14 protein-coding genes are annotated in these 15,469 nt (G+C 62.0%); 3 read left to right on the plus strand and 11 right to left on the minus strand.

The window, feature by feature from the left end:
- Positions 1–19 precede the first annotated feature (19 nt).
- Positions 20–985: a 5'-3' exonuclease gene (locus tag V2B23_RS03600; RefSeq protein WP_430949053.1), complete on the plus strand. Its 966-nt coding sequence runs from the start codon at positions 20–22 to the stop codon at positions 983–985.
- A 4-nt stretch (positions 986–989) separates the two neighbouring features.
- Here the strand turns inward: V2B23_RS03600 and V2B23_RS03605 are convergent, their stop codons facing one another.
- From V2B23_RS03605 to pafA, 7 genes are all read right to left on the minus strand, one after another.
- Positions 990–1,811: a DUF4333 domain-containing protein gene (locus V2B23_RS03605; protein ID WP_430949054.1), complete on the minus strand. Its 822-nt coding sequence runs from the start codon at positions 1,809–1,811 to the stop codon at positions 990–992.
- An 80-nt stretch (positions 1,812–1,891) separates the two neighbouring features.
- On the minus strand, positions 1,892–4,618 hold the full coding sequence (locus tag V2B23_RS03610) for a DEAD/DEAH box helicase (RefSeq protein WP_430949055.1): 2,727 nt from the start codon (positions 4,616–4,618) through the stop codon (positions 1,892–1,894).
- 109 nt (positions 4,619–4,727) lie between these two features.
- A complete protein-coding gene (gene tatC / locus V2B23_RS03615) occupies positions 4,728–5,759 on the minus strand; it encodes a twin-arginine translocase subunit TatC (RefSeq protein ID WP_430949056.1) in 1,032 nt (343 codons plus the stop codon).
- Positions 5,760–5,849: 90 nt separating this feature from the next.
- Positions 5,850–6,119 carry a Sec-independent protein translocase subunit TatA gene (gene tatA / locus V2B23_RS03620; protein WP_430949057.1) on the minus strand — a complete coding sequence of 90 codons (270 nt, stop codon included), beginning with the start codon at positions 6,117–6,119 and terminating at the stop codon, positions 5,850–5,852.
- Between the two features lie 123 nt (positions 6,120–6,242).
- A complete protein-coding gene (locus V2B23_RS03625) occupies positions 6,243–7,220 on the minus strand; it encodes a helix-turn-helix transcriptional regulator (RefSeq protein ID WP_430949058.1) in 978 nt (325 codons plus the stop codon).
- Complete coding sequence (locus V2B23_RS03630) at positions 7,220–8,230, minus strand: helix-turn-helix transcriptional regulator (RefSeq protein ID WP_430949059.1); 1,011 nt, start codon at positions 8,228–8,230, stop codon at positions 7,220–7,222. The genes V2B23_RS03625 and V2B23_RS03630 overlap by 1 nt, the downstream gene beginning before the upstream one ends.
- A 43-nt stretch (positions 8,231–8,273) precedes the next feature.
- Positions 8,274–9,632 carry a Pup--protein ligase gene (gene pafA / locus V2B23_RS03635; RefSeq protein WP_185993216.1) on the minus strand — a complete coding sequence of 453 codons (1,359 nt, stop codon included), beginning with the start codon at positions 9,630–9,632 and terminating at the stop codon, positions 8,274–8,276.
- A gap of 143 nt (positions 9,633–9,775) precedes the next feature.
- On the opposite strand from pafA, the gene V2B23_RS03640 reads away from it, so the two are divergent.
- Positions 9,776–11,197, plus strand: coding sequence for a phosphatase PAP2 family protein (locus tag V2B23_RS03640; RefSeq protein WP_430949180.1), 1,422 nt, complete (start codon positions 9,776–9,778; stop codon positions 11,195–11,197).
- Between the two features lie 9 nt (positions 11,198–11,206).
- On the opposite strand, the gene prcA is transcribed toward V2B23_RS03640, so the two are convergent.
- The 4 genes from prcA to dop form a co-directional block, all read right to left on the minus strand.
- Positions 11,207–11,995, minus strand: a complete 789-nt coding sequence (gene prcA / locus V2B23_RS03645) for a proteasome subunit alpha (protein ID WP_430949060.1) — start codon at positions 11,993–11,995, stop codon at positions 11,207–11,209.
- Positions 11,992–12,870 carry a proteasome subunit beta gene (gene prcB / locus V2B23_RS03650; RefSeq protein WP_430949061.1) on the minus strand — a complete coding sequence of 293 codons (879 nt, stop codon included), beginning with the start codon at positions 12,868–12,870 and terminating at the stop codon, positions 11,992–11,994. Before prcB ends, prcA begins: the two co-directional genes overlap by 4 nt.
- Positions 12,867–13,061 carry a ubiquitin-like protein Pup gene (locus V2B23_RS03655; protein WP_033231954.1) on the minus strand — a complete coding sequence of 65 codons (195 nt, stop codon included), beginning with the start codon at positions 13,059–13,061 and terminating at the stop codon, positions 12,867–12,869. Before V2B23_RS03655 ends, prcB begins: the two co-directional genes overlap by 4 nt.
- A 144-nt stretch (positions 13,062–13,205) precedes the next feature.
- Complete coding sequence (gene dop, locus V2B23_RS03660; RefSeq protein ID WP_430949062.1) at positions 13,206–14,705, minus strand: depupylase/deamidase Dop; 1,500 nt, start codon at positions 14,703–14,705, stop codon at positions 13,206–13,208.
- 57 nt (positions 14,706–14,762) lie between these two features.
- On the opposite strand from dop, the gene V2B23_RS03665 reads away from it, so the two are divergent.
- Positions 14,763–15,335 (plus strand): NUDIX hydrolase, encoded by a 573-nt coding sequence (locus V2B23_RS03665; protein WP_430949063.1) that lies wholly within the window; start codon positions 14,763–14,765, stop codon positions 15,333–15,335.
- The last annotated feature ends 134 nt before the right edge of the window (positions 15,336–15,469 follow it).

Below are 15,469 nucleotides of genomic sequence, written 5' to 3' on the forward strand. Positions count from 1 at the left end.
GACTGGCAGGATGGTGACCATGAGTGGGCCTTTGCTTCTCCTTGACGGTGCCAGCCTGTGGTTTCGTGCGTTCCACGCACTGCCCGAGTCCTTTGTCGGCGATGACGGCAGACCCGTCAACGCAGTCCGCGGATTCACCGACATGGTCGCGTCGCTGATCACCAAGCACCAACCGAGTCGCCTAGCCGTCTGCCTGGATCTGGATTGGCGACCGCAGTTCCGCGTCGACGCCATCCCCACCTACAAAGCTCACCGCGTTGCCGAGGGATCCGACGGCTCGTCCGAGGAAGTGCCGGATACCCTCACCCCGCAGGTCGACATGATCATGGATGTTCTTGCGGCAGCGGGAATCGCCACCGCCGGCGCGGTCGGTCTCGAAGCCGACGACGTCCTGGGCACGCTGGCCGCCACCGAGCGCGACGATCTCACCGTCGTCGTCAGCGGAGATCGCGACCTGTTGCAGGTTGTCACCGACGATTACGTTCCCGTTCGCGTCCTGTACGTCGGCCGCGGCTTGGCTAAAGCCGAACTGTTCGGGCCGGCCGAGGTAGCCGAGAAGTACGGTGTGCCCGCCGACCGCGCCGGCGACGCCTACGCGGAACTGGCTGCGCTGCGCGGAGATTCATCCGACGGGCTTCCTGGCATCAAAGGCGTCGGCGAGAAGACCGCGTCGACGCTCATGCTCAGGTATGGATCGCTCGCCGGAATCCGCACGGCGGCCGAAGATCCCGAATCCGATATGGCCAAAGGTCTGCGAGCGAAACTGACGTCGCCCGAGGCGAAGGCGTACCTCGACGCTGCGCTACCCGTTGTACGCGTCGTACGTGACGCGGATGTGCAGTTCTCGAAGTCCGATGCACTTCCCGACGCACCGATCGATCAAGCCCGCTTCGACGAACTGGCCGGCACTCTGAGAATTGAACGGTCGGCGGGCCGACTTGCCGCGGCACTGAAAGCTGCGGCAAGCCGACCGGCTGACATCTGACGACTCAGCTGGGGCGCGAGACTTCGTAGGTTCCGGTGTCGTCGACAAACGTCAACGTCACCGACTTCTTCTCACCCGAGACGGAGAGGGTGCACGTGAACTTTGCACCGGACTTGATTTCCTGACCCGACGGGCAGGAAACGTCGCTGACGTTCTTGGCGCCGTACGACTCGGTGACGATTTTCTCGACACCCTTGGCCGCAGCATTTGCGTCCAGCGTGTCTTTCGACGTGAATACGAAGAGTCCGACGACCACGGCTGCCAGAACGACCAGTACACCGATCGCGCCGAAGATCAGCGGCTTCTTGGACTTTGCGCCCTGCGGCGGTCCCTGATTCCACTGAACCGGCGCGCCGGGCTGAACACCGGGCTGCGCGCCCCACGCCTGCTGCGGTTGCTGGGCGCTCGGCTGTCCCCAGACCTGAGTCTGGTCGCCCCCTGGCTGCTGACCCCACTGCTGCTGACCCGGCTGACCGGGCTGCTGAGGCTGACCCCACGGCTGCTGCTGACCGTATCCGGGTTGGCCGGGCTGGCCCTGTGGCTGACCTGGCTGGCCGTAACCGGGTTGCCCGTACGCAGGCCGGCCCTGTGGCTGACCAGGCTGGCCCTGTGGCTGACCAGGCTGGCCCTGTGGCTGACCAGGCTGGCCGTAACCGGGTTGCCCGTACGCGGGCTGGCCCTGTGGCTGACCGTAACCGGGCTGACCCTGGGGTTGACCCGGCTGACCCGGCTGCCCGTATCCAGGCTGTCCCCACGGCTGCTGCGGTGGTTGTTCACCTTGGCCCCACTGCCCATTCGGATCATTCGGTCCGTAAGGCCCGCTCATCTTCGCCTCCACTCGAAATACCAGTCTTCAGTTATCGCGTGCACACGCAACTCCTGGAAATCCAACCACACAGTCCGCGCTCAAGCTGCGTCGAGAGCAACCACTCCGCGACGAATCGACCCCACCGCCTTCGCCGCGACCTTCGCGACGACAGGATCCGTAGACGTCAGCCGCACCTGATCGAGAAGATCGATCACCTGACGGCACCAGCGAACAAAATCACCGGCCGACAACGCGCGCCCCTGCACACCGGCAGCCAACAACGCTTCGACCAGCGAATTGTCGCTTGCCCAGTGATAGACGGCTGTGACAAAACCCAGATCAGGCTCACGCGTCGGCGGCAATTTGTGGCGAATTTCGTCCGTACGCAGTTCACTCCACAGTCGTTGGGTGTCCGTGAGCGCATGACGAATTGCCTGCGTCGGCACTCGACTCGCCGTGTCGCCGTCCCTCCGGGACTCGTACACGACTGACGACACGACCGCCGCAAGCTCCGGCGGCGTCAGCCCCTGCCAGGCTCCGGTGCGGAGGCACTCGGCCACCAGCAAGTCACTCTCGCTGTAGATCCGGCTCAGGCGTTGCCCGGCTTCCGTCACTTGGGGCACGGACTCGGCGCTCATGTACCCGCGCTCCTTGAGCAGCGACACGATGCGGTCGAACGTGCGCGCCAAGGAATTGGTCGTGGCTGCCGCTTTTTGCCGCAGTGCCTGTGTTTCTCGGGCCAGTCGGTTGTACTTCTCCCCGATACGACCGAGATGGTCACGATCGGGCCAACTGTGGCACGGGTGCGACCGAATCGCGCGACGCAACGACGCCACCTCGGCGTCCTCGGACGCGCCGCCCTTGTGCCGCTTCTTCCGCCGCGGCGCGGTGAATCCGGTGCTGCGCAACGCCGACGCCAGATCACGCCGCGACCGTCCGGTGTGGTGATCGACGAATTTCGGCAACCGCATCACACCGAGCGTTTCGGCAGCTTCGGGGAAATCCGCGGCGGACAGCTTTCCGGCCCACTGATCTTCGGCGAGAACCAACGGCCGCGGATCCTTCGGATCGTTGTCCGGCACAAGCACAACAGCGGTACCTGAATGTCGTCCGATCGGAATCGCGATGACGTCACCACGGCGCAGTGTCCGCAGCGATTCGACCGCCTGATCGCGGCGATCCTCACGACCTTCGCGTTCGAGTTTGCGTTCCCGATCGCTCAGTCGATCACGTAACGACGCGTACTCGTAATACTCCCCGTCTGGACCACCAAGCTTGTCCTGCAACGCTTTCAGTGCAGTCTCATTGCGTTCGACGGTCCGCACCACGCTCACCACGGAGCGGTCCGCCTGGAATTGGGCGAACGAACGCTCGAGCAGCGTGCGGGATTCCTTGACGCCCATGCGATCCACCAGATTGATCGACATGTTGTACGACGGCCGAAAAGAGCTGCGCAGCGGGAACGTTCGGGTGGACGCCAAGCCGGCGACGTCGGTCGGTTCGACACCTGGCTGCCACAGAACTACTGCATGCCCCTCGATATCGATGCCGCGTCGGCCTGCTCTACCGGTGAGCTGTGTGTACTCACCCGGCGTCAGCTCGGCGTGAGTTTCGCCGTTGTACTTGACCAGCCGTTCGAGAACCACGGTGCGGGCCGGCATATTGATGCCCAGTGCCAGTGTTTCAGTGGCGAATACTGCGCGGACGAGTCCCTTGACGAACAACTCCTCGACCGTCTGCCGGAAAGCGGGCAGCATCCCGGCGTGATGGGCTGCCAGACCGCGCTGCAACGCCTTACGCCACTCCCAGTAACCGAGCACCTCCAAGTCCTCCTTGGGGAGGCCGCCGATGTGCTTGTCGATGATCGTGTCGATCTCGCGCACCTGTTCGGGAGTCGTCAGATCAAGCCGGGAGCGTACGCACTGAGTCAGCGCGGCATCGCACCCGGCGCGCGAGAAGATGAAGGTGATTGCCGGTAGCAAACCTTCCTTGTCCAGTTGTGCGATCACATCCGGCCTGGGAAGTGGCCGGAAATCGTTGGCACTCTGGTAACGACTACGACCGCGTCCGCGGGGCTGCCAGCTTTCCACCCGGTCGAGTGCCTGACGTTGCTTGACATGGCGAACCAGATCCTGGTTGACAACAAATTTCGACGGTCCGGCCGAAGGGTGACTACGGCTGTCGAAGAGGTCGAAGATCCGGCGCCCCACCATGATGTGCTGCCACAACGGAATCGGCCGCGTCTCGTCGACCACAACGGTGGTGTCACCGCGGACAGTTTCCATCCAGGCGCCGAATTCCTCGGCATTGCTCACGGTGGCGGACAAACTCACCAACCGCACGTCCTCGGACAGATGCAGAATGACTTCTTCCCACACAGCGCCGCGGAACCGGTCGGCCAAATAGTGGACCTCGTCCATCACGACGTGCGACAGACCGCGTAGCGCCTCCGAATTGGCGTACAGCATGTTGCGAAGCACTTCGGTGGTCATGACAACAACAGGAGCGTCGGAGTTGATGCTGGTGTCTCCGGTAAGCAAACCGACGTCAGCCGGCCCGTACCGCTCGCTCAGTTCGGCGTACTTCTGATTGCTCAGCGCTTTTATCGGAGTGGTGTAGAAGCACTTCCGCCCAGCAGCCAATGCCAGGTGGACGGCAAATTCGCCGACCACTGTCTTGCCGGCACCTGTCGGCGCGCACACCAGCACACCGTGACCCTCCTCGAGGGCGCGGCAGGCTTTGATCTGGAACGGATCGAGGTCGAACTTCAGCCCCGAAACAAATTTGGTGAGCTCAACATCAGAACTCGTCTCACTGCTACTCATAACCACCTCGTCAGCGTGTCACACGCAGCCGACACGGCAACCCCAGCACCTCGGAGACACGCCTCACAAGGTATCGGGGACACGCCTCACAAGGTACCGGGGACACGCCTCACAGAGTGTCGGTAAAGTCCTGTCCCGACGTGTTGTCGCCAGAACCGGACCCGGTTTCAGTGGCGGCAGTTGCCTTCGCCTTCGACTTCCGACCGAACATTCCGCGTGACTCCGCCTTCGGCTTCGCGGGTTCGTCCAAAGCTTCGCTCAGATCGGTCGGTGCCGAGATCGACGACGCTTCCTCGTCAGACAGCGCGCCCCAGTCTTCGCCGGACTTCCTGGCCTTGCGCTTGTCGTTGATGCGGGCGATCTGTACCGCGAACTCGAACAGCAGAGTCAGCGAGAGGGCAAGTGCGAGCATCGAGAACGGGTCCGAACCCGGAGTCGCGATGGCCGCGAACACGAACAAGCCGAAGATCAAGCCGCGACGCCACGCCTTGAGCCGCTCGTAGGTGAGGATTCCCGCAAAGTTCAGTACGACGACCAGTAGCGGAATCTCGAAACTGACGCCGAAAATCAGCAGCAGGTTGATGATGAATCCGAAGTACTCGGAACCGCTCAGCGCCGTGATCTGAACGTTGTCACCGATGGTGAGAAGGAAGTGCAAAGCCTTCGACACGACCAGGTAGGCAAGAACGGCACCGAGGATGAAGAGGCCGGCACCGGCGGTGACAAACGCCACGGCGTAGCGGCGTTCCTTCGAATACAGGCCTGGAGTGATGAATGCCCACAATTGGTACAACCAGATCGGGCTGGCAAGGACGATTCCGGCAGTGAGGGCCACCTTGAAGCGCAGCATGAACTGCTCGAACGGACCGGTTGCCAGCAAACGACACGCATCGTCGACGCTCAGGTTTGCGCGGCTTTCGACCGGAAGCTCACAGTACGGTCCGCGCAGGAGGTCGCCGAGGCTCTCTATCCCGAAAATCGACGTGGAGTACCAGAAGAAACCGAAGGCGGTGGTGATGATGACACCGAGGAACGCGAACAGCAGTCGAGTTCGTAATTCGTACAGGTGGTCTATCAACGACATGGTGCCGTCGGGGTTGACCTTCCGCTGGCGGTTACGCGGGTCTAACGGAATTCGCACTGGTACATCCTGCTCTTGGCAAACTGGTTTTGGTCAGCACACAACCGGGGTGAATACAGATTCTCACCCCGGTTGGACAGCGGCATGTAGCTAGAGCGGCTTTACTTCGTTCGGCTGCGCGATCGGAGCAGCAGCAGCGCCGGTAGCGGTCACCTGTGCGGTCGGCAGCTGAACCGGGGCCTGAGCAACGACGGGCGCAGCGGGAGCCGCGTCGTCATTCTGCATTTCCTTGACTTCACTCTTGAAGATGCGCAGTGAACGGCCGAGTCCTCGAGCTGCGTCGGGCAGTTTCTTCGACCCGAACAGAATGACAACGACAACAGCAACAATCAGCCAATGCATCGGCTGCATTGCACCCATAATGACCTCCCATGATCAGATTCCTCGATGCTACCGGACACAACCGGCGTTAGGAGGCTTCAAAGTCCTTACTTCAGCTATCGTTTACCTGTTTGTTTCATGCACGGTTGCTGTGAAGCCTGCTCACGATCCGATCGTGTCGTAGGCGTCCAACGCCGTCACCGCCCGATTGTGCACTTCGGCAACCAGTTCCGGCGGTGCAAGCACCCGAACACCCTCACCGAACCCGAGAACCAACCGCGCCATCCACTCGAGTGTGCCGAAACTCATTGTTGCCTCGACGGAACCGTCGTTGTTCACCTTCTGGACGTCCATCGGGTAGTAATCGAGCATCCAGACACAGTTCTGAGCTACGAACAATCGGGCTTCGGGCAAAGATCCGTCACCACTGAACAGTTCCAGACTGGAATCCTCGTCGAGCGCGTGCTGCGGCGGAGTGGACGGTTCGTCGAGTTCGATTGCCGCATCGATTCGATCGAATCGGAACAGCCGCACACCCTCGGCCTGGCGGCACCAGCCCTGGAGGTAGCTGAAATTGTCGACCAACACGATTCGCACCGGGTCCACCACCCGCTCGGACACCGCGTCCCGCGAAGCCGAGTAGTAGGTCAGCTGCAGTGCGCGCCGATCAGCCAGCGCCGACCGGACCGTCGCTGTTACCGGGTCTTCGGCGACGTCGACTTCCGGTTCGGCCTCATGCCCGTTGCCCGTGGCGCGTGCTGCCGCAGAGCCTGCCGCCGCTTCGATCTTGGCGATTGCTCGTTGTGCCGCGGACGGATCGACCATGCCCGGCATCTCCACCAGCGAGCGCAACGCGATGAGCAACGCGGTCGCTTCGGTCGACGTCAATCGAAGAGGCCGGTCGATCCCGGCCGAGAACGTGACGTCGATGCTCTCCTCGGAAAATGACAGGTCGATCAGATCACCCGGGCCGTACCCGGGTAGCCCACACACCCACAATTGATTGAGATCGTTCATCAACTGCGTTGTGCTGACACCGAGTTCGCCGGCGGCCTCGGCGGCGCTCATTCCGGGGTTCGCGATGAAAAACGGAACAAGATTCAGCAACCGGGCAAGCCTCGACGACAGACGATTGTTCATCAGTGAGTTTCCTTCTGCTCGGCAGTCTCCGAGCGTGCCGCCGCACCCTGAAGTTTCGTGATCACGTCGGCCCGCAAATCCGGAGGATCAAGCACCAACGCATCCGCTCCGTGCCCGGCGATCAACCTGGCAGTCCACTCCCACGATCGAACCGGGATCGACAAGACACTTCCCTCGCGTTCGGTGAGCGTCCGATCCGTCATCGACGACGCCAACCTGCGCAACTCGTGTGCGCGGTTCGCCGCCACCCAGACCGTCGCGGTACCGGTGACAACACCGGATCCGGTTACTCGGTCCACAACTTCGCGGAGATCAAGTCCCTCCGGTTTGTGCACCGCGCCGGCTGGGCCGAATTCTCGAACATCGTCACCGATGCGGGACAGGCGGAACGTGCGGACAGCGTCCCGATCGACATCATGACCGACCAGATACCACTTGCCGTTGTGCGTGACGACGCCCCACGGTTCCACCGTCCGCTCGATGAACGGTTCGTTGAGCGCAGCTCGGTGCTGAAAGTGCACTGCCCGCCCGGCGTCGACCGCCGCGAGCAGTTTGCCGAGAGCCGGTTCGGAACCGCGTGAGCGAGCCGGAATCGCGGTTATCGGTGCGGCGGAAACATCCCCGTCGACCTGCACGCCGGCAGCACGCAGTTTGAGCAAGGCACTCTGAGCGGCAGAAATCAGCTCCGGTGATTCCCACAGCTGCACGGCAATGGCGACGGCCGCCGACTCTTCACTGGTCAAATCGACATCAGGAAGCTCGTACGCATTGCGATTGATCCGATATCCCTCGACCGTCGAAAACCGCCCAGCCGGCCCCGTCTCCAACGGAACTCCGAGGTCACGAAGCTCGTTCTTATCCCGCTCGAACATCCGGGAGAACGCCTCGTAGTTGGCGGAATCGCTGTAACCGGCTACTGAATCACGGATTTTCTCCGCTGTGAGGAACTGCCTGGTGGAGAGCAATGCAATCACCAAGTTCATCAACCGCTCGATTTTCGATGTCGCCACGCCGAAATCCTAGTGGCTCCGCGGTTGCCGACACGTCAGCGCGCTACATCGACGCGATGAGTCGCTCAACTCTCTCGTCGACCGAACGGAACGGGTCCTTGCACAGGACTGTTCGCTGAGCTTGATCGTTGAGCTTGAGATGCACCCAGTCGACGGTGAAGTCACGTCCCGCGGCCTGCGCTGCAGTGATGAAATCGCCGCGAAGTTTCGCGCGTGTCGTCTGCGGTGGGTTGTCGACGGCGTCGTCGATGGTTTCGTCCTCCGTGACGCGCTTGACCAAGCCCTTGCGCTGCAACACGTCGAAGACACCGCGCCCACGCTTGATGTCGTGATAGGCAAGATCGAGCTGCGCGATCTTCGGGTCCGACAGATCGAATCCGTGACGATCCTGGTAGCGCTGGAACAACTTACGCTTGATCACCCAGTCGATCTCGGTGTCGACCTTCGCAAAATCCTGGGCTTCGACGGCGTCGAGCATGCGACCCCACAGATCCACAACTTGCTCTACCTGCGGATCCGGTTCACGATTGCGCAGGTGCTCCACAGCCTTCGAATGATACTCGCGCTGGATGTCGAGAGCGCTGGCCTGACGTCCGCCGGCCAACCGGACCGGCCGCTTTCCGGTGACGTCGTGGCTGACCTCTCGGATGGCGCGAATCGGATTGTCGAGGGCGAAGTCGCGGAACGAGACTCCCGCCTCGATCATCTCGAGCACCAAGGCGGCCGAGCCGACTTTCAGCATTGTGCTGGTCTCGGCCATGTTGGAGTCGCCCACGATAACGTGCAGGCGACGGTACTTCTCGGCGTCGGCGTGAGGTTCGTCGCGGGTGTTGATGATCGGACGCGAACGTGTGGTGGCCGACGAGACGCCTTCCCAGATGTGCTCGGCACGCTGGGAAAGACAGAACGTGGCTGCCTTCGGCGTCTGCAGGACCTTTCCGGCACCGCAGATCAATTGGCGCGTCACGAGGAACGGCAACAGCACGTCGGAGATGCGGGAGAACTCGCCAGCTCGCGCGACCAGGAAGTTCTCGTGGCAACCGTACGAGTTTCCGGCGGAGTCGGTGTTGTTCTTGAAGAGGTAGATGTCGCCGCCAATTCCCTCTTCGGCCAGCCGCTCTTCTGCATCGATGAGCAATTCCTCGAGAACTCGCTCGCCGGCCCGGTCATGGTTGACCAGTTGAATGAGGCTGTCGCACTCGGCCGTTGCGTACTCCGGATGAGAACCCACATCCAAGTACAGGCGCGCTCCGTTACGGAGGAAAACGTTGGAACTACGACCCCACGACACGACACGACGGAAGAGGTAACGAGCAACCTCGTCGGGGCTCAGTCGCCTGTGCCCGTGAAAGGTGCAGGTAACGCCGAATTCCGTCTCGATACCCATGATTCGTCTCTGCACACTTCGACAGTACAACCAGAATGCCCGCTTCACCCGTGTTGAAGAACTCTGGTGGCGTCACGACTCGACAACATCTCGGGTCGGCATAGTGTGGCGGGGTGAGCTACCTGCACCGAAAAGTTGTCCGAACCGACGTCAAATGGATGGAAAGCACTGGCGCACTGAAGCCTTCCACCCTCGATTCCATGATGCGGCGCCTCTCGCGAGCCGCCGACCACGGATTCTTGTGGATGTGCATCGCCGGTGTCCTCGCGCTGATCGGCGGACAACCGCGCCGCGCGGCTGCCCGCGGCATGCTCGCCTTGGCCGGATCGAGCGCACTGGCTAACGGCGTGTTGAAACCGCTGTTTCCTCGTCGACGCCCACCCGCTCGTGTGTGGCTCAACCCGAAGCGCGGAGTCGAACTCCCCACGTCGTCGTCGTTCCCGTCCGGTCATAGCGCCTCCGCAGCCGCATTCACCACGGCAGTGGCAATGGAATCTCCGGCAACCGGCGTGGTACTCGCTCCGCTCGCGGCAGCCGTCGCCTATTCACGCGTACACAACGGGGTGCACTGGCCTTCCGACGTGTTCGCTGGAATTGCCGTCGGAGGTGCGGTAGCGGCAGGAACTCGCAGGTGGTGGGCATTACGCGACGAGGAACCCGCCGATCTTGGTCCCGAGTGCGTGGTACCTGCCTTGCCCAGCGGCGACGGAATGGTTGTCTTCACCAACCCCGGATCCGGCAGCGAAGACGACGGCATCGTGGATGCGATCCGGGAAGCCCTGCCCGCAGCGGTCATCGTCGAATTCAACCCGGACATAGATTTCGACAAGCAGATCGAGGCAAAGATTCGTGAGTCGAAACCACGAGCGATTGGCGTGTGCGGCGGCGACGGCACCGTCGTCACGGTCGCGGACGCGGCAACACGACACGATCTTCCGCTCGCAGTGTTCCCAGGTGGCACCCTCAATCACTTTGCCCGCGACGTCGGTGTCGCGGACGTCGAGGAAACGGTGACAGCGGTCGAGTCCGGGCAGGCAGCATTTGTCGATCATGCCGTGGTGACAACCGATACCGGAGTTACCGCTCGGTTTCTCAACACAGCCAGTCTGGGCGGTTATCCGGATGCGGTGCGGCTGCGCGAAAAGTGGGAACCGCGATTCGGTAAGTGGCCGGCGGCTGCCGCCGCGATGATCCGCGTGCTAGCCGCCGCAGAGCCGATGAGTGTCACCATCGACGGCACCAAAGCAAGCATCTGGATGCTTTTCGTCGGAAACGGCCGGTACTCCCCCGGCGACCAGGTCCCGATGTCGCGGCCCGAACTCAACCGTGGACTCCTCGACATCCGGTACTTGCGAGCCGACCGAAAATTCTCCCGCACCCGGTTGCTGTTTGCCGCTGCCACAGGAACATTGGGCAGCTCACCGGTCTACGTCCACGCCCTGGCACCGAAGCTGTCGGTTCAGGTGAAGGCTGAGTCGGTAGCGATTGCCACCGACGGTGAAGTCGTGGCAGACGCGCGCCGGTTCGAATTCACTACCGAACCGGCCGCGGTTGCCGTCTACAGAATGACGAAGGACTGACGAACTCTGCTACTGGGATGCGTCGCCGTTTGACGGCGGCGCATCCTCGGGCTTGTCAGCCTTGCCCTGTGGCTCTGCCGCCGTCGGCAGCATGGCTTCGAGGGCTGCTCCCGAGATCCGCTTGAACGCACGACGCGGACGGTTGTTGTCGAGAACTGCAACTTCCAGTGCCTCGACGGTCAGCACCCGAGGCTCGGCCTCAGTGGTCCCGACAGGTGCCGGCCCACCCTTTTGCAATGCTCCAACTGCGATACGCACAGCGGACTCCAGATCGAGGTCACGCTGATACGACTCACGCATCGCGGTCACGATGGGCTCTGTTGTGCCGCCCATGACCACAAATTCCTGCTCGTCCGCAATCGAACCGTCGTACGTGATCCGATACAGCTGAGCCGGCGTACTGCTCCCGAAGCGGCCGATTTCTGCAACACAGATTTCGACCTCGTACGGCTTTGGTTGCTCGGTAAAAATAGTGCCCAAGGTCTGGGCGTACGCATTGGCGAGCGAACGACCGGTGACGTCACGACGGTCGTAGGAGTACCCGCGCATGTCCGCGTGCACAATGCCGGCGCGACGGAGATTCTCGAATTCGTTGTACTTGCCGACAGCCGCAAAACCGAGACGGTCGTACAACTCACTGACCTTGTGCAAAGCCCTCGACGGATTCTCCGCGACAAACACCACACCGTCGCGATACGTCAGTACGACGACGCTTCGTCCACGGGCAATTCCTTTGCGCGCCAATTCCGAACGATCGCGCATGATCTGTTCGGCTGATGCGTAATACGGCATCGTCATAGCGCAGAACCCCCTTCCGGATTGCCGAGCGCCGTACGCGCCGCAACAATGTCCCTGGCGATTTCGGCCGCCCGCTCCGTGGACAGTTCCACGGCTCCCGCCGCGGTGATCGTGACTGCGGTCGGATAAATGCCCCGGGTGACGTCTGGTCCACCCGTCGCCGAATCGTCATCGGCAGCGTCGTACAGAGCTTCCACTGCCAAGCGAAGCGCAGTGGCCTCGTCGATGCCCGGTGAATACAACTTCTTGAGCGCCGACTTCGCGAACAGTGATCCCGATCCGACAGCGTGATAGCCGGCACGTTCCTCGTACCGCCCGCCTACGACGTCGTAAGAGACGATGCGACCCGCCGCCGTAGGGTCGACGGCGTCCACGTCGTAGCCGACCAGCAGCGGTACCACTGCCAGTCCCTGCATTGCTGCGCCGAGATTGCCACGCACCATCGACGACAGACGATTTGCCTTGCCGTCGAACGTCAGTGACACGCCTTCGATCTTCTCGTAATGCTCGAGTTCGACTGCGAACAGGCGCACCAGTTCGATCGCGATGCCGGCGGTCCCGGCGATACCCGCAGCCGAGTAGTCGTCCGTGATGTACACCTTCTGCACGTCACGGCTGGCGATGAGATTGCCCATGGTCGCCCGGCGATCGCCGGCGAGCAACACGCCACCGGCGTAACTGATCGCGACGATGGTGGTCCCGTGCGGAGCAACATCACCCCCGCCCATGATTGCACCTCCCGTGTCAGCGAAGCGGTTCTGCGGAAGATGCTCCGGTGCATGCACTCGAAGATATTCCGAGAATGACGACAGATTTGAGCCGAAGCTCAACCGTGTGTCCCCGTCGGTTATCCGGGGCGCGCGATCCACCGTCACTGGCCGCCCTTCTGCACGTAAGCGCGGACGAAGTCCTCGGCGTTCTCTTCCAACACGTCGTCAATTTCGTCGAGTAGGTCGTCGGTTTCCGCAGCGAGCTTCTCGCGACGTTCCTGGCCGGCACTACCGTCGCCGCCCGTGGTGTCGTCGTCTTCGCCGCCACCGGCACGCTGCGTCTGTTCTTGAGCCATCGCCGTCGACCTCCTTGTGTGAAGGGAGCTCTCACGAGCATCCTGTTCTGCCCAGCAGTCTCGGTTACTGATCCGCTCGGACCTTTACCCTACCGAGCGACACCGTCACGCGCCGGGAGACTCGGCCGCGATTAGGCACCAAAATCAATGTGTGAGCTGATCCACCAACTCTGCGGCGCTGTCGACGGAGTCGAGCAGAGCACCCACATGAGCCTTGCTGCCGCGCAGTGGTTCCAGGGTCGGAATCCGGATCAACGACTCACCACCGAGGTCGAAGATCACCGAATCCCAGCTGGCAGCAGCAATATCGCCACCGAATCGGCGTAGGCATTCACCACGGAAATACGCACGCGTATCGGTCGGCGGATTGGACACCGCGTCGAGCACCTGCTGCTCGGTGACCAGGCGTTCCATCGATCCGCGGGCAACCAACCGGTTGTACAAACCCTTGTCCAAACGGACATCGGAATACTGCAGATCCACCAAATGCAGGCGCGGGGCAGACCACGCGAGACCTTCGCGGTTGCGGAAACCTTCGAGCAGGCGCAGCTTTGCCGGCCAATCCAGGATGTGCGCACAATCCATCGGATCGCGTTCGAGAAGATCGAGAACCATGGCCCACTTGGACACGATGTCGTCGGCGCGCGCATCCCGATCGGTTTCCCGGTCGAGGAACTTCGCGACGCGCTCGAGGTAAATACGTTGCAGCGCAAGCCCGGTCAACTCGCGACCGTCGGACAAGGCGACGGTCTTACGTAGGGTCGGATCGTGGCTGATGTGGTGAACCGCGGTGACGGGGCGCGCCAACTGCAGATCCGTCAGATCGACGCCCGCTTCGATCAGATCGAGAATCAGCGCCGTGGTCCCCACCTTGAGGTACGTGGACATCTCCGCAAGGTTCGCATCACCGATGATGACGTGAAGGCGCCGGTACTTGTCCGCGTCCGCGTGCGGTTCGTCGCGAGTGTTGATGATTCCGCGTTTGAGCGTCGTCTCCAGCCCGACCTCGACCTCGATGTAATCGGCTCGCTGCGACAACTGGAAGCCGGCTTCGTCCCCGGACTGGCCGATGCCGACACGACCGGAACCGCAAATGACCTGGCGAGACGCAAAAAAGGGCGTCAGACCGGCGACGATGTCTGTGAACGGGGTCGCCCGGGAGCACAGGTAGTTCTCGTGCGTGCCGTACGACGCTCCCTTGCCGTCGACGTTGTTCTTGTACAACTGCAGGCGCGGCGCGCCGGGCACACTAGAGGCGTGGCGAGCAGCGGCTTCCATGACCCGTTCACCGGCCTTGTCCCAGATCACCGCGTCGAGTGGATCGGCTACTTCAGGTGCCGAATACTCGGGATGTGCGTGATCGACGTACAAGCGCGCGCCGTTGGTGAGAATCATGTTTGCCGCACCGATTTCGTCGGCATCGATCACCGGAGCCGGCCCGCTGAGTCGACCGAGGTCGAATCCACGGGCATCACGCAGGGGCGATTCCACCTCATAGTCCCAGCGTGTACGCCTCGCTCGGGGCACACCGGCGGCGGCGGCGTACGCCAGTACCGCCTGGGTAGACGTGAGTATCGGATTCGCCGAAGGCTCACTGGGTGAAGATATTCCGTACTCGACCTCGACACCGATAATCCGCTGCATACGTTCGAGACTATGCGATCGAGCGTCAGTACCTGCAGTGGTGGCACAGTAGGAGGAATGCAGCATCCACCTGACACCGACACAAAACGATCAGATGAGGTTGTTGCGGTCTACGACCAGTTCGGTAAACCGATCGGCCAGGCGCCTCGCGCCCTCGTCTATCGAGACGGTCTCTGGCACGCCAGTTCAGGAGTTCTCGTGCGCTCCACGGACGGCGAGCGCGTGTACGTTCATCGCCGAACTACAAGCAAAGCGGTCTTCGGTGGCCATCACGACTGCATCGCCGGCGGCGTCGTCGACCCTGGTGAATCGCCACTCGAAACGGCTGTTCGTGAAGTCGGTGAAGAACTCGGAATCTTCGGTACCGAGGACTCTCCGTTGGCGCTGACGGAAATCGCCAGAATCTCCTGGGACGGCGAATGGGGCGGTCACGCATTGCGATGCCATTTGTTTGCCTTCGAACTCCGCTACGACGGTCCCGTCATGCATCAGCCGAGCGAAATTGCCGACGGATGGTGGTGGACTCCAGCTGAACTCGACGCGCATCTGCAGGACCCGTCGTGGCCCTTCGTCCCCGATACCCGAGTGTTGTTGGCCGACTACCGATGGAGCCAACTCGGCAGCGAATGACCGGGATAGGTTCGGGTTGGGCGTGCGTATCTGCACACAACCAGCTCTGAGATGTCACATCTGGCCATTTTCGACGCAGTTGTGTGCAGCGAGGACCGAGTTGTCAGGCACTCGATTAACAGAAACGGGCCGGC

It is taken from the genome of Rhodococcus sp. 24CO (assembly GCF_050586165.1).
In the GTDB taxonomy this organism is placed as follows: Bacteria; Actinomycetota; Actinomycetes; order Mycobacteriales; family Mycobacteriaceae; genus Rhodococcus_F.

Coding starts and splice junctions, on each gene's coding strand:
- V2B23_RS03610 (WP_430949055.1), bottom strand. CDS start 4,618: ATGAGTAGCAGTGAGACGAGTTCTGATGTTGAGCTCACCAAATTTGTT.
- V2B23_RS03605 (WP_430949054.1), bottom strand. CDS start 1,811: ATGAGCGGGCCTTACGGACCGAATGATCCGAATGGGCAGTGGGGCCAA.
- prcA (WP_430949060.1), bottom strand. CDS start 11,995: ATGACGATGCCGTATTACGCATCAGCCGAACAGATCATGCGCGATCGT.
- V2B23_RS03625 (WP_430949058.1), bottom strand. CDS start 7,220: ATGAACAATCGTCTGTCGTCGAGGCTTGCCCGGTTGCTGAATCTTGTT.
- V2B23_RS03655 (WP_033231954.1), bottom strand. CDS start 13,061: ATGGCTCAAGAACAGACGCAGCGTGCCGGTGGCGGCGAAGACGACGAC.
- V2B23_RS03640 (WP_430949180.1), top strand. CDS start 9,776: ATGGAAAGCACTGGCGCACTGAAGCCTTCCACCCTCGATTCCATGATG.
- tatA (WP_430949057.1), bottom strand. CDS start 6,119: ATGGGTGCAATGCAGCCGATGCATTGGCTGATTGTTGCTGTTGTCGTT.
- V2B23_RS03665 (WP_430949063.1), top strand. CDS start 14,763: ATGCAGCATCCACCTGACACCGACACAAAACGATCAGATGAGGTTGTT.
- dop (WP_430949062.1), bottom strand. CDS start 14,705: ATGCAGCGGATTATCGGTGTCGAGGTCGAGTACGGAATATCTTCACCC.
- V2B23_RS03600 (WP_430949053.1), top strand. CDS start 20: ATGAGTGGGCCTTTGCTTCTCCTTGACGGTGCCAGCCTGTGGTTTCGT.